The sequence below is a fragment of the Actinomadura alba genome (genome assembly GCF_014323705.1).
Classification (GTDB): domain Bacteria; phylum Actinomycetota; class Actinomycetes; order Streptosporangiales; family Streptosporangiaceae; genus Actinomadura_C; species Actinomadura_C alba.
On record NZ_JABVEC010000015.1, the window covers coordinates 39,856 to 61,066 of the forward strand.

Genomic DNA, 21,211 nt, shown 5'->3' on the forward strand with positions numbered 1-21,211 from the left:
CGTGTCCGTTGACGAAGAGATGACCGGCGGGCGACGGGCGCTCACCGGCGAGGAACTCCACCGGATCCTCGTCGACTGGAACGACACCGAGTGCCGCGTGCCCCCGGCGACCCTGCCGGAGCTGTTCGAAACCCAGGTGCAACGGAACCCGGACGCGGTGGCGCTGGTGTTCGAGGACACCGAGCTGTCGTACGCGGAACTGAACGCGCGGGCGAACCGGCTGGCCCACGAGCTGATCGGCCGGGGCGTCGGACCGGAGCGCGTGGTCGCGCTGGCGCTGCCGCGGTCGGTGCAGATGACCGTCGCGGAGCTGGCCGTGCTCAAGGCCGGTGGCGCCTACCTGCCGATCGACCACGACCACCCGGCGGAACGCATCGCCTTCATGCTGGCCGACGCCGGCCCGGCCTGCCTGGTCACCACCGCCGCGCTGACGGGGCGCGTGCCGGACACCGCGACGCCGTGCCTCGTCCTCGACGACCCGCGGACCGCCGCCGAGGTGGCCGCCCGCCCCGGCGCGGACCCGGCCGACGCCGATCGCCTCGGCCCTCTGAGCGTGCTCAACGCCGCCTACGTCATCTACACGTCCGGCTCCACCGGGCGGCCCAAAGGCGTCGTGCTCTCGTACACCGGCGTGGCGAAGCTGGTCGCGACCCAGACCGAGCGGTTCGGCGTCGGCCCGGACAGCCGGATCCTGCAGTTCGCCTCGCCCGGCTTCGACGTCGCCTTCTGGGACCTGTGCCTCGGGCTGCTGTCCGGCGGGCGCCTTGTGGTCGTCCCGTCCGAGCGGCGGGTGCCCGGCACGCCCCTGGCCGACTACGCCCGTGAGCACGGCGTCACCTTCATGATCCTGCCTCCGGCGCTGCTGGCGGCGATGCCCGAGGACTGCGCGCTGCCCGAGCACGCCACGCTGCTCGCCGGCACCGAGCGGGTGTCGCCGGAACTCGTCGCCCGCTGGGGGCGCGGCCGGCGGATGTTCAACGCGTACGGGCCGACCGAGGCGACGGTGAACTCCACGCTCGGCGAGTGCGACCCCGACACGCGGACCGGCCCGTCGGTGCCCATCGGGCGGCCCGATCCGGGCACCCGCGTCTACGTGCTCGACGCCGCCCTGCGACCGGTGCCCGCCGGCACGGAGGGCGAGCTGTACCTCGGCGGGCTCGGCCTGGCACGCGGCTATCTCGGCCGGCCGGGGCTGACCGCCGAGCGGTTCGTGGCCGATCCGTTCGGCACGCCTGGAGAGCGGCTGTACCGTACGGGCGATCTCGTGCGGTGGCGGGCGGACGGGCGGCTGGAGTTCATCGGCCGGTCCGACGACCAGGTCAAGATCCGGGGCTATCGCATCGAGCCGGGCGAGATCGAGTCGATCCTGGAGGCGCACTCCTCGGTCGCTCAGGCGGCGGTGCTGGCACGCGAGGACCGGCCGGGTGAGAAGCGCCTCACCGCCTACATCGTGCCGGCGGCGGGCCGGCGATCCGGCCCGGACCGGGACGAGCGGCGAGAGCGGGAACAGGTCGGCGCCTGGAAGGGCCTGCACGAGCTGCTCTACACGGCGGCGCGGTCGGAGGGCCTCGCCGAGAACTTCACCGGCTGGAACAGCACCTACGACGGCATGCCGATCCCGCTGGAGGAGATGCGGGCCTGGCGCGACGCCGCCGTCGAGCGGATCGCGGCGCTGCGGCCGCGCCGGGTGCTCGAGATCGGCGTGGGCAGCGGCCTGATCCTGTCGCGCGTCGCCCCCGGCTGCGACGCCTACTGGGGCACCGACGTGTCCGAGGAGGCGATCGAGACGCTGCGGCGGCAGGTGGCCGAGGTACCCGAGCTCACCGGGCGCGTCGAGCTGCGAGCGCAGCCCGCGCACGTCTTCGACGGCCTGCCGGACGGGTTCTTCGACACGGTGGTCGTCAACTCCGTGGCGCAGTACCTCCCGAGTGCCGGCTACCTCGCCGACGTGCTTCGCGAGGCGGTGCGGCTGCTCGTCCCGGGCGGGTCGGTCTTCGTCGGCGACGTTCGCAACCTGCGGCTGTTGCGGTGCCTGCGCAGCGCGGTCGAGCTGCGCCGGCGCGATGCCGAAGCGACCGAGGGCGCCGACCCCGCCGTACGCTCGGCGGTCGACCAGGCGGTGAGCCGGGAGGGCGAACTCCTGCTCGACCCGGACTTCTTCCCGGCCCTGCGGCGCGCCGTGGCCGACATCGACGGTCTCGACCTGCGCGTCAAGCGCGGTCGCCACCACAACGAGTTGACCCGCTACCGCTACGACGTCGTCCTGCGCAAGCGCCCCGGCACGGCCGGCCGGCGGCGCGGGCCGCATCTGGCGATGCCGGAGCACGTGCTGCGCTGGGCACAGGGGATCGGCGGGCTGACCGAGCTGGCCGCGTGGCTGACCGAGCGGCGCCCGGGCCGGCTGCGGTTGACCGAGGTGCCGAACGCGCGGCTGACGGAGGACCTCGAAGCGCTGCGTGCGCTGATCCCCGACGACCATGCCCACGGCTCGTCCGGCGGAGTCTCCTGGACCGCCGTCGATCCGGAGGACCTGTACGACCTCGGTGCCGAACTCGGCTACCAGGTGGCCGTGACCTGGTCGGGCCGATCGGCCGACGGCCGCCTCGACGCGGTCTTCACCGACGGCGTCTTCACCGACAGTGGGATGCGGGCCGGCGACGACGGCGCGGCCGAGCACAACGCGGGTGGCCGCGAATACGTGCGTGATGACGACGCGGGGTACGGCGACCCGCACGGCGGGGGATACGACGAGGCGTACGGCCTGGGATACGACGAGGTGTACCGGCCCGGCCGCGCGTCGTCGGCGAAGACGCACCTGTCGTCGCTGGCCAACGTGCCCGCCGGGTTCCGCGACGTGGGCACGCTGATGAAGACCCTGCGGTCGTACGCGCTGGACCGGCTGCCGGAGTACATGGTGCCCTCGGCGTTCGTCCCGCTCGACCGGCTGCCGGTGACGACGAGCGGCAAGCTCGACCGCAGGGCGCTGCCCGCGCCCGACCTGTCCGCGCTCACCACGGGGACGCGTCCGCGCGACGCCCGCGAGGAACTCCTGTGCACGTTGTACGCCGAGGTCCTCGGCCTGCCGCGGGTCGGGGTCGACGACGACTTCTTCGCGCTGGGCGGCGACAGCATCGTCGCGATCCGGCTGCTGATCGGCGCGCGCAACGCCGGGTTGTCGCTCACCCCCGGGGACGTCTTCCGGCACCGCACCGTCGCCGCACTCGCCGCGGCGATCGGTGACCGTCCCGTTCACGGCGATGCCGTCGACGAACGGCGCGACGCCCGTGGTGCGGGCGGTGGCGGCGGCGACGCCGTGCGCGGTGTGGACGGGGCCGAGGGCGCGGACCCGCCGGACCCCGGAGGCGAGCTGCCATTGTCGCCGCTCCAGGAGGGCTTCTTCTACCACGCGGTGGCCGACGAGTCGGGCGCCGAGGTCTACGTCGTACAGCAGACGGCCGAGCTGCGCGGGCCGGTCGACGCGCCGGCCCTGCGCCGGGCCGCGCAGGCCCTGCTCGCCCGGCACGACGCACTGCGATCCGGTTTCCGCCGGCATCCGGACGGGCGCGTCGTGCAGTTCACCGCCGACGCGGTCGCCCTCCCGTGGCGGGAGGCCGACCTGTCCGGCGGCGACGAGCCGACAAGGGCGCAGCGCTTCGAGGCACTCACCGCCGAGGAGCGGGCCCGCCCCTTCGACCTGGGCCGGCCTCCGCTGCTGCGCTGCGTCCTGGTCCGGCATGCTCCGGACCGGCACGTCCTGATACTGGTGTTCCACCACATCGTGGCCGACGGCTGGTCGGTGCCGATCATGCTCAGGGAACTGCTCGCGCTCTACGCCCCGGACGGGGAGACGCCGCGGTTGCCGCCGGTCACCCCCTACCGGGAGTACCTCGGCCGGCTGGCGTCTCGCGACCGGGACGCCGCGCGGGAGGCATGGCGGGCCGCGCTCGCCGGGCTCGACGGGCCGACCCGGTTGGTGTCGGCCGGTCCAGAGCGCGGTGCGCGCACCGCCCGCCCCGAGCGGATCCGGATCGACCTGCCCGAGGAGCTCACCGCCGGGCTGGTCGCCCGCGCCCGCGAGCGCGGGCTGACGCTGAACACCCTCGTGCAGGGGGCGTGGGGGCTTCTGCTGGGCCGGCTCACCGGCCACGGCGACGTGGTGTTCGGCACCACGGTCTCGGGCCGCGACGCCGACGTGGACGGCATCGAGGCGATGGTCGGCCTGTTCATCAACACGCTGCCGGTGCGGATGAGGTGGCGGCCGGGCGGGTCGCTCGGCGCCACCCTCGAGCGGCTGCAGGCCGAGCAGGTCGAGCTGCTCGACCACCAGCACCTCGGGCTGGCGGAGATCCAGCGGCTCACCGGCCAAGTCGACCTCTTCGACACCCTCGTCGTCTTCGAGAACTACGCGAGCGCCGGCGACCTTCGGGACCGCACCGGCACCCTGGAGATCACCGGCCAGGAGTTCACCAGCAGCGGCCACTACCCCCTCGCGCTGATCGTGCTGCCCGGGCGGCGGCTCGGGCTGCGGTTCGAGCACGACGCCGGACGGCTCGGCCGCGCCGCCGTGGAGCGGATCGCCGAGCGCCTGACCCGGATCCTGGCCGCGGTGGCCGCCGATCCGGACCGGCCGGTCGCGAGCGTCGACCTCCTGTCGGCGGACGAGAGCCGGCTGGAGTCGGCCGTCCTCACCGGAGCGGAACGGCGCGTTCCGCACGCCACATTGGCCGACGCCTTCGAGAGCCGGGCCGCCCGGTGCCCGAACGCGACGGCGCTCGTGTCCGGTGGCGAGCGGGTGACCTATGCCGAGCTGGACCGGCGGGCGGAGACGCTCGCCGAGCGCCTGCGAGCGAGCGGCGCGGGCCCCGAGGCCGTCGTGGCGGTCGCCGTGCCGCGCTCGGCCGAGCTGATCGTCGCGCTCCTCGGCGTGCTGAAGGCGGGTGCCGCCTATCTGCCCATCGACGTTGACCATCCCGCCGACCGGGTGGCGTTCATGCTCTCCGACTCGGCGGCGAGCATCGCCGTGACCACGGCGGACACCGCCGCGCGGCTCCCTGAGGGCGGCCCGGCGCGGCTCCTGCTGGACGCCGGGGCCGACGCGGCCACGGCCGGGGAGCCGGTCTCCGGACAACCCGCCCCCCGGCATGGGGGCCGGGCCCTGCCGAACCATCCCGCCTATCTCATCTACACGTCCGGCTCGACCGGCCGGCCCAAGGGCGTGCTGGTCGCCCACCGGGCCATCATGAGCCAGCTCACCTGGATGCGGGCCACCTTCCCGCTCGACGCCGACGACCGCGTGCTGCACCAGATGTCCGCCGGCTTCGACCCCTCGATACTGGAGATCTTCTGGCCGCTCATCGAGGGGGCCGCCGTCGTGCCGGCCCGCCCCGACGGGCACCGCGACCCCGCGTACCTCGCCCGGCTCGTCCGGGACGAGCGGGTCACCACGATGACCCTTGTGTCGTCCATGCTCGCCCCGTTCCAGCGGGCCGCCGCCCGCGAAGACGCGGGCGAGGCGGGTGACGAGGTGGACGGCCTGCCCGACCTGCGGCGGGTCTTCACCGGCGGAGACGCCCTGACCGGTGAGGTCGCGGACCGGTGGCGCGATCTGACCGGCGTGCCGCTCTACAACGTCTACGGGCCGACCGAGACGGCGGTGCAGGTCACGTACTGGCAGCACGACCAGGGCGGCCGGACGGCCGTGCCCATCGGGCGGCCGGTGTGGAACACCCGGCTGCGGGTCCTCGACGACTGCCTGCGGCCCGTGCCCGCCGGAGCGCCCGGCGAGCTGTACATCGCCGGTGCCCAGCTGGCGCGCGGCTACCACGCCCGGCCAGGTGCCACGGCGGAGAGGTTCGTCGCCGACCCGTTCGGCGGCCCCGGCGAGCGGATGTACCGCACCGGGGACCTGGTGCGGTGGCGCGCCGGCACGGAGCCGAACGGCAGGGCGGCCGACCTGACAGACGGCACGACAGACGGCACGGCCGACGGTACGGCGGGCGGCGGTGGCGTCCTCGAATACCTCGGGCGGGTCGACCGGCAGGTCAAGATCCGCGGCAATCGGATCGAGCTCGGCGAGGTCGAGGCGGCGCTCGCCCGTGAGCCCGGCGTCGCCGCCGCCGCGGTGGCCGGTCGTCACGACGGCCCGGGTGCGGCGCGGCTCGTGGGCTACGTCGTACCGCGGCCCGGGACGCGGCCCGACGCCGACGGGCTGCGGACCGGACTGGCGGCGTCGCTGCCGGCACCGATGGTGCCGGACGCCTTCGTGCTCCTCGACGAGCTGCCGCTGACCCCGAGCGGCAAGATCGACCGCGACGCCCTGCCCGCCCCGGCGCCGGTGCGCACGGTGACCCGGGCGCCCGGCGACGAGCGCGAGCGGCTGCTCTGCGAGATCTACGCCGATGTGCTCGGGCTGGCCGACGTGGGTCCCGACGAGGACTTCTTCGTGCTCGGGGGCGACAGCATCCTGTCCATCACGGTCGCCGGGCGGGCGCGTGCCGGCGGCCTCGACCTCAGCCCGCGCGATGTGTTCGAGCGGCGGACCCCGGCGGCGCTCGCCGCGACGGCCCGCACGGGGTCTCCGGCCGGCTCCGGTCGCCTGGGAGCGGCCGGTGCGAGCGGGCCGGCCCGCGATCTGGTGACCCTCACCGAGGAAGAGCTCGACCGGGTACGGAACGTCAGCCCGGTGCCGGTCGAGGACATCTGGCCGCTGTCGCCGCTGCAGGAAGGGCTGTTCTTCCACTCCAGCTACGACCGGCACGCCCTCGACGTCTACACCGCGCAGGTGGCCCTCGACTTCGCGCACCGCGTCGACGCCGACCGGCTGCGCGCGGCGTGCGCGACGCTGCTGGCGCGCAACGCCGGCCTGCGCGCCGGATTCACCAGCGACGGGCTTACCCGGCCGGTGCAGTTCATCGGCACCGACCCGGAGCCGCCCCTGCAGGTCGTCGACCTGACCTCGCTGCCCGAGGGCGACCGGCTGGCTCACGCCGAGCGGATCATGGCCGAGGACCGCACCCGGCGCTTCGACCTGGCCGACCCACCGCTGTGCCGGCTCATCCTCATCCGGCTGGCCCCGGAACGCGACCGGCTCGTGGTCGCCCACCACCTCATGTTGTGGGACGGGTGGTCGGCGCGGTTGTTCGTCGAGCAGCTCATCACCCTCTACGACCGGAACGGCGACGACCGGGGACTGCCCCGGCCCGGCTCCTACCGCGACCACCTCGCCTGGCTGGACGAGCAGGACACCGCCCTCGCGGCGGACGCGTGGCGCCGCGCGCTGTCGGGCCTGCGGGAGCCGACCCTGGTCGACCCGGCCGACCGCGGCCTCGAGCCGACCATTCCCGAGCGCCTCTCGGCCGAGCTTCCGGCGCGGGTCGGCGAACGCCTGCGCGATCAGGCGCGTCGGCACGGGCTCACCCTCAACACCGTGCTCAACGCCGCCTGGGCGCTCGTGCTGTCGGACGCCGTCGGCCGTACCGACGTGGTCTTCGGCACCGCCGTGGGCGGCCGGCCGGCGGCCGTGCCCGGCGCCGACCAGATCATCGGGATGTTCCTCAACACCGTCCCGGTACGCGTCACGCTCGACCCGCGCGAGACCGCACTCGACCTCCTGCGGCGGATCCAGGCCGAGCGCGCGGAGCTCATGCCGCATGAGTACCTCGGGCTCGGCGACATCCAGCGCGAGAGCGGGCACGGCCGGCTCTTCGACACGCTCTACGTCCTGCAGAACGTCGGCGGCGAGGACACCTTCGCGGAGCTGCGGGACGGGCACGGCGTCATTGAGGTCGGCGGCGTGGACGCCACGCACTATCCGCTCACCCTGGTCGTGACCCCCGGCGAGCGGCTGCGGGTGATGCTCGCGCACCGGTCCGACGTCATCGGGGCCGGAACCGCGACGGCCCTGCTGACCCGATTCACGACCCTGCTCGGGAGGCTGGCCGCCGACCTCACGGCGCGGGTGGGTGAGCTGGACCTCCGTACGCCGGACGAACGCAGGGAGCTCGCCGCCGAGCGCGACGCCACCGCGCGGCCGCTGGTGGACGAGACCGTCGCCGAGCTGCTGGAGGCGCAGGCGGCCCGAACCCCCGACGCGGTGGCGCTCGTCTTCGGCGAGCAGACCTTGACGTACGCCGAGCTCGACGCCCGGGTCAACCGGCTCGCGCGGCTGCTGCTGGCCCGCGGCGCCGGTCCCGAGCGGGTGGTGGCGCTGGCCCTGCCGCGGTCGGCCGACATGGTCGCGGCGCTGTTCGCGGTGCTCCGTACCGGCGCCGCCTACCTGCCGATGGACCTCGACCACCCGGCGGAGCGGCTCGCGCACATGCTCGCCGACACGGCGCCGGCATGCGTGCTGTCGACGGCGGCCGTCGCCGCGTCGCTCCCGGGCAACGTGCCGCGGCCGGTGCTGCTCGACGATCCGGCCACCGCCGCCGAGCTGGCTGCGGTCCCGGCCGGCGCGCTGACCGGCGTCGAGCGGGCGGAGTTCGCGCGCACCCGGCCCGGCCGGATGGAGCACCCCGCGTACATCATCTACACGTCCGGCTCGACCGGGCGTCCCAAGGGCGTGGTCACGCCTTATTGGGGCCTGACGAACATGCAGCTGAACCACCGGGAGGCCATCTTCGATCCCGCGGTGGCGTCGGCCGGCGGGCGGCGGCTGCGGGTGGCCCACACGGTGTCCTTCGCCTTCGACATGTCGTGGGAGGAACTCCTGTGGCTGGTCGAGGGGCACGAGGTGCACATCTGCGACGAGGAGCTCAGGCGGGACGCCGAGGCGCTGGTGGCCTACTGCGACCGGCACCGCGTCGACGTCGTCAACGTCACGCCCACGTACGCCCACCACCTCATCGAGCAGGGCCTGCTGACCGGCGACGACCGGCCGGACGCCGCGGACGCCGGCGACGACTCGGGCGGCTCGAGCGGCTCAGACGATCCGGTCGGCGCGGCCGGCGCGGGCGGGTGGCGGCACCGGCCCGTGCTGGTCCTGCTGGGCGGTGAGGCGGTGCCGACACGGTGTGGACCCGCCTGCGCGAGACAGAGGGAACGGCCGGGTACAACCTGTACGGGCCGACGGAGTACACCATCAACACGCTGGGCGCCGCGACCGCCGACAGCGTCACGCCGACCGTCGGGCGGCCGATCTTCAACACGCGTGCCTACGTGCTCGACACCTGGCTGCGGCCGGTGCCGCCCGGAACCCCGGGAGAGCTGTACATCGGCGGCGTCGGACTGGCCCGCGGCTACCACCGCCGACCCGGCCTCACCGCGGACCGGTTCGTCGCCGACCCGTTCGCCGCCGTGCCCGGCGCCCGCATGTACCGGACCGGAGACCTGGTGCGGCGCGCGCCCGACGGAAACCTCGACTTCCTCGGCCGCACCGACGACCAGGTCAAGATCCGGGGCTACCGGGTCGAGCCGGGCGAGATCGAGGCCGCCCTGTCCGAGCATCCCGAGGTGGCCCACGCCGCGGTGATCGCCGACGGCTCCGGCCCCGGCTCCGTCAAGCGCCTCATCGGCTACGTGGTCCGCCGGGGCGAGGGGACCGATCCGGGTGAACTCGCGGACACGGCGGACGGTGTGACCGGTTCGACCGGTGGTGCGGACGGCTCGGCCGACGGCGCGTTCACGGCGGCGCTGCGCGCGCACCTGAAGGCGCGCCTGCCCGACTACATGGTGCCGGCCGCCCTCATGCCGGTCGAGCGGCTGCCGCTGACGGTCAATGGCAAGCTCGACGTCGCCGCGCTGCCCGCGCCGGCGGTGACGGCGTCCGCGCGGAGCCGCCCGCCGCGCTCACCGCAGGAGAGGATCCTCTGCGAGCTGTTCGCCGAGGTCCTCGGTCTCGGCGACGACGCCCGGGTGGGGATCGACGACGGCTTCTTCGACCTCGGCGGCCACTCGCTGCTGGCCACCCGGCTGATCAGCCGGGCGCGCACGGCACTCGCCGCCGAGCTCGCGATCCGCGACCTGTTCGAGGCTCCGACCGTCGCCGAGCTGGTCGTCCGGGCCGGTGCGGACGGCGGGCCGGCCCGCCCCGCGCTGACCCGCGGGACCGCCGCCGACCGGCCGGCCGAGCCGCCGCTGTCGTTCGCGCAGCGCCGGCTGTGGCTGCTGCAGCAGATGGACGGCGCTTCGGCGGCGTACAACTTCCCGCTGGTCGCCCGGGTGCGGGGGGCGCTCGACGTCCCCGCGTTCCGCGCCGCGCTCGGCGACGTCATGGAACGGCACGAGGCCCTGCGCACCCTCATCGGCGAACGCGAGGGCGTGCCGTACCAGCGCGTGCTTCCGGCCGGTGAGGCACGGCCGGTGGTCGAGGTGATCCCGGCCGCCGAGGTTTCCGAGCAGCCCGGGGGAGTGGCCCGGCTGGTCCGCGACGCCGTCGCCCGGCCCTTCGACCTGGCCACCGAGCCGCCGCTGCGCGTGACGATCGCCGAGACCGGCCCCGACGAACACGTCATCGTGCTGTTGCTGCACCACATCACGACGGACGAGTGGTCGGACCGGCCGTTCCTCAGGGACCTGGGCGAGGCCTACGCCGCCCGCCGGAGGGGCGGCGCTCCCGGCTGGACTCCGCTGCCGGTCCAGTACGCCGACTACACGCTTTGGCAGCGGCGGCTGCTCGGTGACCTCTCGGATCCGGGCGGCCTGGCCGCCCGCCAGCTCCACTACTGGCGCGAGACTCTGAGCGGAGCCCCCGAGCAGCTGGAGCTGCCCGCCGACCGCGCCCATCCGGCGCGGCCCGCGTCGCACGGCGGCGATCTCGAGGTCGAGCTCGACCCGGAGTCGTGCCGGGGACTGCGGCGGCTGGCCCGCGAGACCGGGGCGAGCATGTTCATGGTGCTGCAGGCGGCGGTGGCCGCGCTTCTGCACCGGCTGGGCGCGGGCGAGGACATCCCGCTCGGCGCCCCGGTCGCCGGCCGGACCGACGACGCGCTCGACGACCTCGTCGGCTTCTTCGTCAACACGCTCGTGCTGCGCACCGACGTCTCGGGCGACCCGAGCTTCACCGAGCTCGTCGCCCGGGTGCGCGAGACGGACCTGGCCGCGTTCTCCCACCAGGACGTGCCGTTCGACGCGGTCGTCGAGGCGGTCAACCCGGCACGCTCACCCGGCCGTAACCCCCTCTTCCAGGTCATGGTCGGCTACCGCAACCGCATCGGCGGCGGGTTCGAGCTGGCCGGGCTCGACGTCGAAGAGGAGCACTTCGAGACCGAGACGGCCAAGTTCGACCTGGTGTTCTCCTTCGCCGAGGACGGTGCCACGGGCCGGATCGCCTGCCTGCTGGAGTACCGCACCGACCTGTTCGACCGGGCGACCGCCGAGGGTCTCGGTGACCGGTTGAGCCGGCTGGTCGACGCCGTGGCGGCCGACCCGGCGGTGGCGGTGAGCCGGATCGACGTGCTCGGCCCCGCCGAGCGGCACCGCGTGGTCGAGGTCTTCAACGCGACGGACCGGTCGGTGCCCGAGGCGTCGCTGCCGGCGCTGTTCGACCGGCGGGTCGCCGAGACACCGGACGCGATCGCCGCGGTCGACCGGGCGAGGTCGGTGACGTACGCGCGGCTGGACGCCGAGGCCGAGCGTGTGGCGCGGAGGCTGGAACGGCACGGGACCGGCCCCGGGAGCGTCGTCGGCGTCGCCGTGCCCCGGTCGGTCGAGATGGTCGCGACCGTGCTCGGCGTGCTGAGGCTCGGAGCGGCGTACCTGCCGTTGGACCTGACGCATCCCGCCGACCGCATCGCGTACATGCTGGCCGACTCCGGTGCTCGGCTGGTCGTCGCCACCGAGAGCGTGACCGGGCGGATCCCCGAGGTCGAGAACGTGAGCCGGCTGCTGCTCGACGACCCGGACGGCGCTGGGGACGGGTACGGCGCCGTCGAGGGCGGGGACGTCCAGGCGAGTGAGTCGCGCGGCGCGGAGGTCCCGCTCGATTCCGCCGCCTATGTCATCTACACGTCCGGGTCGACCGGCCGGCCGAAGGGCGTCGTCGTCCCGCACGAGGGGATCGGCAGCCTGGTCGCCACCGCCGTCGACCGGATGGGCGTCGAGGCGAGCAGCCGGGTGCTGCAGTTCGCGTCGGTCGGCTTCGACGTGGCCGTCTTCGAACTGGCGATGTCCCTGTGCACCGGCGCCCGCCTCGTCCTCATGCCGGACGAGGCGCGGGTCGCGGGCCCGGCGCTCACCGACTTCATCCGCGAGCAGGGCGTCACGCACATGATCCTGCCCCCGTCGCTGGTGTCGGCGCTGCCGGCCGGCTGCGAGCTGCCCGAGGGCTCGACCGTGCTGGTCGGCACCGAGACCGTCCCCCCGGAGGTCGTCGACCGGTGGGCCGAGCGGCTGAACCTGTTCGTCGCGTACGGGCTGACCGAGGCGACGGTGAACTCCACGCTCTGGACGGCCGAGCGGGGCCGGCGGGGCGCGGTGCCGATCGGCCGTCCCGACCCGAACACCCGCGCCTTTGTGCTCGACGCCGCCCTGCGCCCGGTGCCGCAGGGCGTGGCCGGGGAGCTGTACGTCGCCGGGCGCGGCCTGGCGCGCGGATACCTGGGCCGACCGGGTCTGACCGCCGAACGGTTCGTCGCGTGCCCGTTCGGCCCGCCGGGCGCGCGGATGTACCGTACGGGCGACCGGGCGCGGTGGCGCGCTGACGGCACCCTGGACTTCCTCGGCAGGGTGGACGACCAGCTCAAGATCCGCGGTTTCCGGATCGAACCCGGTGAGATCGAGGCGGCGCTGACCCGGCATCCGGCCGTGGCGCAGGCGGCCGTGGTGGTCCACCGGGCCGGTGAGGTGATCCGGTTGGTCGGCTACGCCGCCCCGGCGGCCGGGCCGGTCGACACCGCAGACGTACGTGCTCACGTGGCGCGGTTCCTGCCGGAGTACATGGTGCCGGCGACGATCGTGGCGCTGCCGGGGCCGCTGCCGCTGACGCCGAACGGCAAGCTCGACCGCCGCGCGCTGCCGGCGCCCGACTGGTCGGCCCGCACCGGCGAGGATCTGCCCACGACACCCGAGCAGCACCTGCTCGCCGGTCTGTTCGCGGAGATCCTCGCGCTGCCCGAGGTGGGGGTCCACGACGATTTCTTCGCCCTGGGCGGCCACTCCATGGCGGCGATGCGGCTGCTCGGGCGGATCCGCTCGACGCTCGACGTGGACCTGACCGTACGCGACGTCTTCAACGCCCCCACGGTGGCGGCGCTGGCCGGCCGGCTGGCCGGCGCCACGGCCGGCCGCCCGCCGCTGAGGGCCGTCGAACGGCCGGAGCGGCTCCCGGCGGCCCCGGCCCAGCGACGGCAGTGGGCGCTGCACCGCGCCGCCGGTGGGAACGCGCCCTGGGACATCGCCGTGGCGTTGCGTTCGCCCGTGCCTCTGGACGCCGGTGCGCTGCGGGCGGCGTTGCGCGATGTCGTCGAACGGCACGAACCCCTGCGTACCGTCTTCGCCGAGACCGGCACGGACCGGCCCCACCGGCCCCATCGGGCGCGGCGGCCGGACCGGCCGGACGGGCCGGATCCGGAGCTCTGGCAGCGGGTGGCGGCCGCGTCGCCCGCACCGGGCGCGGAAGTGCTGACGGTGCAGTGCGACGGTGCCTGCGACGGCGGCCGCGACGGCCGCTGCGGCGCGATCGGCGACCGGCTGGCCGCGCTGGTCCGTACCGGTCCCGCTCTGGCGCACGAGCCGCCGTTCCGCGCCCGCCTGCTGACCGGCGACTGCGGCGAGCAGGTGCTGCTGCTGACCGGGCACTACATCGGCGTCGACGAGTGGTCCATCGTGCCGCTGGTGCGCGACCTCGCCACCGCCTACGCGGCCCGCGGCGACGGGCGGGCTCCCGGCTGGGAACCGCTGCCGGTCGGCTATGCCGACTACACGCTGTGGTCACGGGAGCTCCTCGGCGAACCCGCCGATCCCGACAGCAGGTGCGCCCGGCAGATCGGCTACTGGCGGGCGGCCCTCCGGGACGTCCCCGCCGAGCTGGCGCTGCCCACGGACCGACCGAGGCCGGCCGTGCCGTCCCATCGCGGCGACTTCGTCGAGGTCGTGCTCGACCGGCGGCTGCACCGCGGCGTCGACCGGCTGGCCCGGCGGACCGGAACGAGCATGTTCATGGTCCTGCAGGCGGCGCTGGCCACGCTGCTGTCCCGCGAAGGGGCGGGGGAGGACCTGCCGATCGGCACTCTGGTCGCTGGCCGCACCGAGGAGGCGCTGGGCGGGCTGGTCGGGTGTTTCTCCAACACCCTGGTGCTCCGCACGGACACCTCCAGTGACCCGCGCTTCCTCGACCTGCTGGCCCGCGTGCGCGAGACCGACCTCAGCGCCTTCGACCGGCAGGACGTCCCGTTCGACCAGGTCGTGGCGGCGCTCGGCGCGGGCGAGGCCGCACCGCGCACGCTCGCCCCCCAGGTGATGGTCGTCCATCACGAGGCGGCGCGACTCGCCGATCTCGGCGGGGCCGGCGCGCGGTTCGAGCCGGTGCCGACCGGGGCGCTCAGAGCCGATCTGACCCTCAGCTTCTACGAGCCCCCGGACGACGGGCCGGTGCACTGCCTGCTCGAGTACTCCGTCGACCGCTTCGACCGGGCGACCGTGGCACGCCTTGCCGCGGACCTGGTGCTCGCGGTCGAGGCCGCGGTCGACCATCCGGAGCGCCCGCTCTCGGCGGTCACCGCCGGTGCCGGCCCATCAAGAAGATCACCTGCGGGTGACGACTCCAGGAGGAACGACTCATGACCAACCCGTTCGAGGACCCCGCTGGCCGCTACCTCGTGCTCGTCAACGCGGAGGGCCAGCACTCCCTGTGGCCGTCGTTCGTCGACGTGCCGGCCGGCTGGACCGTGGCGTTCGGCGAGGACTCCCGCGAGGCGTGCCTGGCGTACGTGGAGGAGAACTGGACGGACCTGCGCCCGAAGAGCCTCATCGAGGCGATGGGCGAGTGACCCCCGGGGCGACGCGCTCCAGGTAGGCGTACAGGGCGGCGGAGCCGCGCAGCCGCCGCATGCTGCGACGGTGCAGCTCCTGCTCGCGTTTGGCGAGCTCGGCGCGGACGCGCTCGGGGCTGCCCGTCGTACGCAGCTCGTCGAGGACGGCCTGGATGATGGGGAACGGGTACAGGCCGCGCCGGAGCAGCGCGACGATCCGGGCCTTGTGCAGCTCGGACTCGTCGTACACGCGGTAGGCCGTGCCCTTCTCCCGGCCCGGCCGGAGTAGTCCGCGCTCCTCCCACACCCGCAGCGACGACGTGCGGACGCCGACGGCCCTGGCGACCTCACCGATCCGGAGCCCGCGGCGAGGGACCGGCCCGACCTCGGCGGAGGTCGAGACGACGGTCTCGAACGCGCCGAGCACCTTGTCGATCTCGGCGCGCTCGCGGTCCAGCTCGGCGTGGCTCTGGTCGAGTGACGCCAGCGCGCTTTCGACTTCGCCCCTGTGGACCGCGCGCATGATCTCCCGGGTACGGGACCAGCCGTGGCCCTCGGCCAGCAGCCGGGCGGCGACGAGCGCCTCGGCGTGCTCGCCGGTGAAGACCCGGTAGCCGTTCGCCGCCCGCTGGACCGGCGGGAGGACCTCCTGGTCCACGTAGTTGCGGACCTGCTGCACCGAGATCCCGGCCGTCCGAGCGAGATCGGTGGCCCGCAACCTGCCCTCGGGGCCGCCGCCCTCTGGTGGCTCTCCGCTCGGCATGCGATGAGCTTATCGCTTCACGTGGATTTGAGCCTTTTGATGATGGAATCGCAGGACGGTCGCTGTATTTCGCCGAAAACCCTCTATGAGCGACTTAATGAAAGAATTGAAGCGGATAAATCCCCCGACCGAGCAGTCGGCGGTTTCCGCCTGCGATCTTTGAAGGGTTCTCATGCAGCACACACCGGTCCAGGTTCAATCGAACGCTCCCGAGGCCGGTACGGTGCCGGCCGGAGGGCGGCACGCTGCCGACGGTCATGATGTGATCGAGGTTCGCGGCGCCAGGGAGAACAATCTGAGGGACGTCTCGCTGGACGTCCCCAAGCGCCGGCTCACCGTCTTCACCGGGATCTCCGGGTCGGGCAAGTCCTCCCTGGTGTTCGGCACCATCGCCGCGGAGTCGCGGCGCCTGATCAACGAGACGTACACGGCGTTCATCCAGTCGTTCATGCCGAGCATGGGCCGCCCGGACGTCGACGCCCTGCGCAACCTGAGCGCGGCGATCGTCGTCGACCAGGAGCGGATGGGCGTCAACGCCCGATCGACGCTCGGCACGGCGACCGACGCCTACACCATGCTGCGGATCATCTTCAGCCGGCTCGCCACCCCCCACGTGGGCACCTCGACCGCCTTCAGCTTCAACACCGCCGACGGAATGTGCCCCGAGTGCGAGGGCCTCGGCCGGGTATCGGACATCGACGTCCACCAGCTCGTGGACGTCGACCGTTCACTCAACGACGGCGCGATCACCATTCCCGGATTCGCCGTGGACTCGTGGTACGTCCAGGCCTACATCCATTCCGGTTTCGTGGATCCCGACCTGAAGCTGGCGGACTACACCCCCGCCCAGTGGGAGGACCTCCTGTACAAGCCCGCCACGAAGGTCAAGATCGGCGGCACCAACATCACCTACGAGGGCCTCGTGGTGAAGGTACGACGGCTCTTCCTCGCCAAGGAGCGGGAGTCGATGCAGCCCCAAGCCCGGTCGTTCGTCGACCGGGCCGTGACGTTCACCGCCTGCCGCGCCTGCGGCGGCGCCAGGCTCAACGCCGCCGCGCTGTCCTCGAGGATCAACGGCCGCAACATCGCCGAGTGCTCGGCCATGCAGATCAGTGACCTGGCCGGCTTCGTCCGCGGCATCGAGGACGAGTCGGCGGGCCCGCTGCTCGGAGCGCTGGGCGACACCCTGGACTCACTGGTCGAGATCGGCCTGGGGTATCTGAGCCTCGACCGGGAGTCGGCCACGCTGTCCGGCGGGGAGGCCCAGCGGGTGAAGATGGTCCGGCATCTCGGTTCCAGCCTGACCGACGTCACCTACGTCTTCGACGAACCGACCATCGGGCTGCACCCGCACGACATCCAGCGGATGAACGGCCTGCTGCTCCGCCTGCGCGACAAGGGCAACACGGTCCTAGTCGTCGAGCACAAGCCCGAGACGATCGAGATCGCCGACCACGTGGTCGACCTGGGTCCGGGGGCGGGCTCGTCCGGGGGACAGGTGTGCTTCACCGGTGACGTCGCCGGGCTTCGCGGCTCGGGCACCCTGACCGGGCGTCACCTGGATCACCGTGCCCGGCTGCGCGAACGGGTGCGGCGGCCCAATGGGCACCTGCCGATCAGGGGTGCCGACCTGCACAACCTCAAGGACGTGGACGTCGACATCCCGCTCGGCGTGCTCACGGTGGTCACCGGCGTCGCCGGGTCGGGCAAGAGCTCACTGATCCACGGTTCGCTTCCGCATCGGGACGGCGTTGCCGTGGTCGACCAGTCGGCGATCCGCGGGTCACGGCGCAGCAACCCGGCCACCTACTCCGGGCTGCTCGACCCGATCCGCGCCGCGTTCGCCAAGGCCAACGGGGTGAAGGCCGCTCTGTTCAGCGCCAACTCCGAGGGCGCCTGCCCGAACTGCAAGGGCATCGGGCTGGTCTACACCGACCTGGCCATGATGGCCGCGGTGGCGTCGGTCTGCGAGGAGTGCGAGGGCAGGCGGTTCACCCCGCACGTGCTCACCCACAAGCTGCGCGGCAAGGACATCAGCGAGGTCTTGGGCATGTCGGTGACCGAGGCCCGCGACTTCTTCACCACCGGCCAGGCCCGGACCATCCTCGACCGGCTCACCGACGTGGGCCTCGGCTACATCGGCCTGGGCCAGCCGCTGACGACCCTGTCCGGAGGCGAGCGGCAGCGGCTCAAGCTGGCCATCCGGATGGCGGACGACGCGGTGACCTACGTGCTCGACGAGCCGACCAACGGCCTGCATCTCGCGGATGTGGACCAGCTCCTGGCCCTGCTCGACCGGCTCGTCGACGACGGCAACACGGTCATCGTCATCGAGCACCACCAGGCGGTGATGGCCCACGCCGACTGGCTCATCGATCTCGGCCCGGGCGGCGGTCACGACGGCGGCCGGGTGGTGTTCACCGGCACGCCCGCCGACCTGGTCTCGCACGGCGACTCGCTCACGGCCCGGCACCTGCGCACCTATCTGGGAGACCCGCGGGCGTAGACCCAGCCGCGACACGGCTTCTGGAGCCGTGATCATGCAGTTGTTCGCGGGGCCGAGGCGGTCGCGTGTCCCGCCATGCTCCTCCGGTGCCGTCAGGTGGCCGGGACGACCTTGGTGGCGGCGTCTCCGTCGACGGCCTTGGCCAGTTGGGGGACCAGCCGGTCGAGGACGTACGGGATGCTGAGCACCGAGGCGAACGACACCGCGTGGCCGTAGCTCGACTTCTCGTCGAGGAACACCTCGCGCTCCTGCTCGGCCACCTCGAGCGCGCCGTACAGCCGGTCGGCGTGCAGCTTGGACCGGTCGGCCTTGACGTCGGGCACGATCCAGACGATGGCGTCCGTGTCGAGCAGGTCAACGCGCTCCCGGCTGATGTTGGCGCCGAACTTGGCTCCGATGACCTTGTCGAGGTCGGCGGGGATCGTGAATCCGAGTGACGCCAGCACGCGCGACCGGGGATCCTGGGCCCCGTACACGAAGTGCCCGTCGTAGGGCGTGGCGAGCAGCCCGGTCCTGCCCTTGAACTCGGGTTGGTCCTTCCGCTCCTTGGCGAGCCGGGCCTCCAGATCGGCGACGACCTTCTCGGCCTGCTCTCTCTTGCCGATGGCCAGGCCGGCCGTCTTGGTCAGCTCCTGCCAGGGGATGCCGTAGTCGGCGTACTCCTTGGGCTGCGCGACCGTTGGCGCGATCTTCGACAGGGTCGTGTAGGTGTTCTTGGTGGTCCCCGCGTACAGGCTCAGGATGAGGTCGGGCTTGAGGGCCGCGACCTTCTCGAGCGGCGGGCCGCCGCCCGTGTCCTTGAGCACCTCGGGCAGAGCGGCGCCACCGCGCCTGTCCTGGGCCCACGGGCCGATGGCACCGGGGTAGCCGCCGTCGAACTCGGTGGCGCCGACCGGCACGACCCCGAGGGCGAGGAGGGCGTCCTGGTCGGTCAGCCCCACCGTGACGATCCGCTTGGGCTCCTTGGTGATCGTGGTGCTGCCGTACTTGTGCTGGACGGTCACGGGGAATGCCGTGCCGCCGGACGCGGCGGGCGCGGACGTCTCGGACTCGGAGCCGCCGCCGCAGGCGGTCAGCGCGGTGAGGGCGAGCGCCAGCGAGGTGAACAGGCCGGCGAGACGGGCTCGCCGCAGGAACGGTCCCGATGTACGGGGACGCTTCATGGTGATCCTTACCGTCAAGCAAAATTAGGTATGCCTAACCTAACTAGTCCGGCCACTGACGGGCAACATCGGGGTGGGCGTGGAGCTCAGGACCGGCGCTGGTCCGACCACGCCTCCCACAACGCGGCGTAGCGCCCGTCCGCGGCGACGAGGTCCTCGTGCCGCCCGGCCTCGACGATGCGGCCGTCGTGCATCACGACGACGCGATCGGCGGCCGCGGCCTGGGTGAGACGGTGGGCGACGACCAGCGCGGTGCGACCCTCGATCGCTCGCGCGGCCGCCGCCTCGAGGGCGCGTGCGCCCGCGCTGCCCGCCTCGGCGGTGGCCTCGTCGAGGATCACGATGGGCGGGTCGGCGAGGACGATCCGGGCCAGCGCGAGCTGCTGCGCCTGGGCGACGGTGAGCCGGTGCCCGCTCGCGCCGACCACCGTGGCCAGCCCATCGGGCAGCGCCTCGGCCCACGCGAGCGCGCCGACGTGCTCGAGCGCGGAGCGCAGCTCGCCGTCGGTCGCGCCGGGCCGGGCCAGCCGCAGGTCCTCGGCGAGCGACCCGGCGAACACGTGGACCTCCTGCGTGATGAGCGCCACCGTGGCGCGTACGGTGGCGTGATCCAGTGCGCCGAGGTCGACACCGCCCAGCGCGATGGCCCCGTTGGTCGGCCGGTGGATGCCCGCGACCAGTTTGGCCAGGGTGGTCTTGCCGGCGCCGCTGGCGCCGACCAGGGCCACCAGCTCCTTCGCGCTGATGCCGAGGTCGATGTCGTACAGCACCTGGTGGCCGGGCACGTACGCGTGGCCGACCCCGGCGGCGTCGATCGACGCGTCGGCCGGTTCCGCCGGCCGGTGCGGCTCGGGCGGAAGCGGCAGGTCGGCCACCCCGACGAGCCGGGCGAGCCCGGCCGTGGCCGCCTGCGCGTCGTCCACGAGGCCGAGCGCGGCGTTGATGGGGTTGAAGAGGCTGTGGAAGTAGAGCGCGGCGGCGCTCGCCGTGCCCACGCTGACGCTCCCGTTCCGTACGAGGAGGAAGCCGGTGACGAGCACGGCGGTGAGCCCGACGAACTCGGCGAGGTTGAGCCGGGCGTAGAAGCGGCTGACCAGCCGGATGCCGCGCAGGGCGAGGTCGACCGCGGCCTGCGAGCGTTGCCGGACCCGGCCGGTGTGCTCCCCGGCGAGCCGGAACGCCCGTACGGTCGCGGCGCCGCCGACAGTGCCGAGCAGTTGCTGCTGCTGTGCCCCGACGGCGACGCGCTGCGCGGCGTAGAGCGGAACCGCGCGGCGGACGTACCAGCGGACCGTGTGGAACTGGATCGGTGCCGCGAGCAGGGCCGCGAGCAAGAACCGCCAGTCCAGGACGGCCAGGCCCACCAGAGTGAGGGCGATGGTCAGCACCGAGCGGGCGAGTTCGGGAAGCGCGTTGCGGACCGCTTCGGCGATCACCGACACGTCGCCCGTGACGCGCGCGGTGAGGTCGCCGATGCCGGCCCGCTCCACCCGGTCGAGAGGGAGGTGCAGGGCCCGTTCGACGAACCGCTCGCGCAGCCCCGCGAGCATGCTCTCACCGAGCCGGGCCACCAGGGAGAGACCGAGGGCGGTGGTCACCCCCTGGGCGATCGCGATCACGACGAGCAGGATGACCGGAGTGGTGATGGCGTCGGCCGGGCGGCGCTCGGCGACCAGGTCGATGATGTGGCCGAGCAGGGGGGCGGTCAGCAGGCCCACGCCGGTCGCCGTGACCAGTACGGCGAACCCGCCAAGGGCGAGCCGGCGGTGCGGTCGCAACAACTCGCCCACCGCCGCTCGGGTCCGCGCCCCGGTGGCCGTGGGCAGCAGCTCGCGGGCCGGCTCCGCCGCCGGCCGTCCCGCCACGGTCATCA

At 73.6% G+C, this 21,211-nt stretch carries 6 protein-coding genes and 1 pseudogene; 4 read left to right on the plus strand and 3 right to left on the minus strand.

The window, feature by feature from the left end; translation table 11 throughout:
* Window positions 1-19 precede the first annotated feature (19 nt).
* The 3 genes and pseudogenes from HKK74_RS20310 to HKK74_RS20320 form a co-directional block, all read left to right on the plus strand.
* Window positions 20-8,803: pseudogene (locus tag HKK74_RS20310) on the plus strand (amino acid adenylation domain-containing protein); the annotation flags it as partial.
* Window positions 8,804-9,009: 206 nt separating this feature from the next.
* Window positions 9,010-14,718, plus strand: a complete 5,709-nt coding sequence (locus HKK74_RS20315; RefSeq protein WP_312881637.1) for a non-ribosomal peptide synthetase — start codon at window positions 9,010-9,012, stop codon at window positions 14,716-14,718.
* The gene (locus HKK74_RS20320; protein WP_187244845.1) at window positions 14,715-14,924 is read left to right on the plus strand and encodes an MbtH family protein; all 210 of its coding nucleotides are present in this window, start codon (window positions 14,715-14,717) and stop codon (window positions 14,922-14,924) included. The genes HKK74_RS20315 and HKK74_RS20320 overlap by 4 nt, the downstream gene beginning before the upstream one ends.
* Here the strand turns inward: HKK74_RS20320 and HKK74_RS20325 are convergent.
* On the minus strand, window positions 14,902-15,669 hold the full coding sequence (locus HKK74_RS20325) for a MerR family transcriptional regulator (RefSeq protein ID WP_187244846.1): 768 nt from the start codon (window positions 15,667-15,669) through the stop codon (window positions 14,902-14,904). The two genes, HKK74_RS20320 and HKK74_RS20325, sit on opposite strands and share 23 nt — an antisense overlap.
* Before the next feature lie 172 nt (window positions 15,670-15,841).
* Between HKK74_RS20325 and HKK74_RS20330 the strand changes: the two genes are divergently transcribed.
* Window positions 15,842-18,175, plus strand: a complete 2,334-nt coding sequence (locus HKK74_RS20330) for an ATP-binding cassette domain-containing protein (protein ID WP_187244847.1) — start codon at window positions 15,842-15,844, stop codon at window positions 18,173-18,175.
* Window positions 18,176-18,267: 92 nt separating this feature from the next.
* Here the strand turns inward: HKK74_RS20330 and HKK74_RS20335 are convergent, their stop codons facing one another.
* Window positions 18,268-19,338 (minus strand): iron-siderophore ABC transporter substrate-binding protein, encoded by a 1,071-nt coding sequence (locus HKK74_RS20335; protein WP_187244848.1) that lies wholly within the window; start codon window positions 19,336-19,338, stop codon window positions 18,268-18,270.
* An 86-nt stretch (window positions 19,339-19,424) separates the two neighbouring features.
* Window positions 19,425-21,209, minus strand: a complete 1,785-nt coding sequence (locus HKK74_RS20340; protein ID WP_187244849.1) for an ABC transporter ATP-binding protein — start codon at window positions 21,207-21,209, stop codon at window positions 19,425-19,427.
* Window positions 21,210-21,211 lie beyond the last annotated feature (2 nt).

What these genes read in the sequence shown, in the direction of transcription:
- HKK74_RS20320 (WP_187244845.1), top strand. Translation starts at nt 14,715, where the DNA reads ATGACCAACCCGTTCGAGGACCCCGCTGGCCGCTACCTCGTGCTCGTC.
- HKK74_RS20325 (WP_187244846.1), bottom strand. Translation starts at nt 15,669, where the DNA reads ATGCCGAGCGGAGAGCCACCAGAGGGCGGCGGCCCCGAGGGCAGGTTG.
- HKK74_RS20330 (WP_187244847.1), top strand. Translation starts at nt 15,842, where the DNA reads ATGCAGCACACACCGGTCCAGGTTCAATCGAACGCTCCCGAGGCCGGT.
- HKK74_RS20335 (WP_187244848.1), bottom strand. Translation starts at nt 19,338, where the DNA reads ATGAAGCGTCCCCGTACATCGGGACCGTTCCTGCGGCGAGCCCGTCTC.
- HKK74_RS20340 (WP_187244849.1), bottom strand. Translation starts at nt 21,209, where the DNA reads ATGACCGTGGCGGGACGGCCGGCGGCGGAGCCGGCCCGCGAGCTGCTG.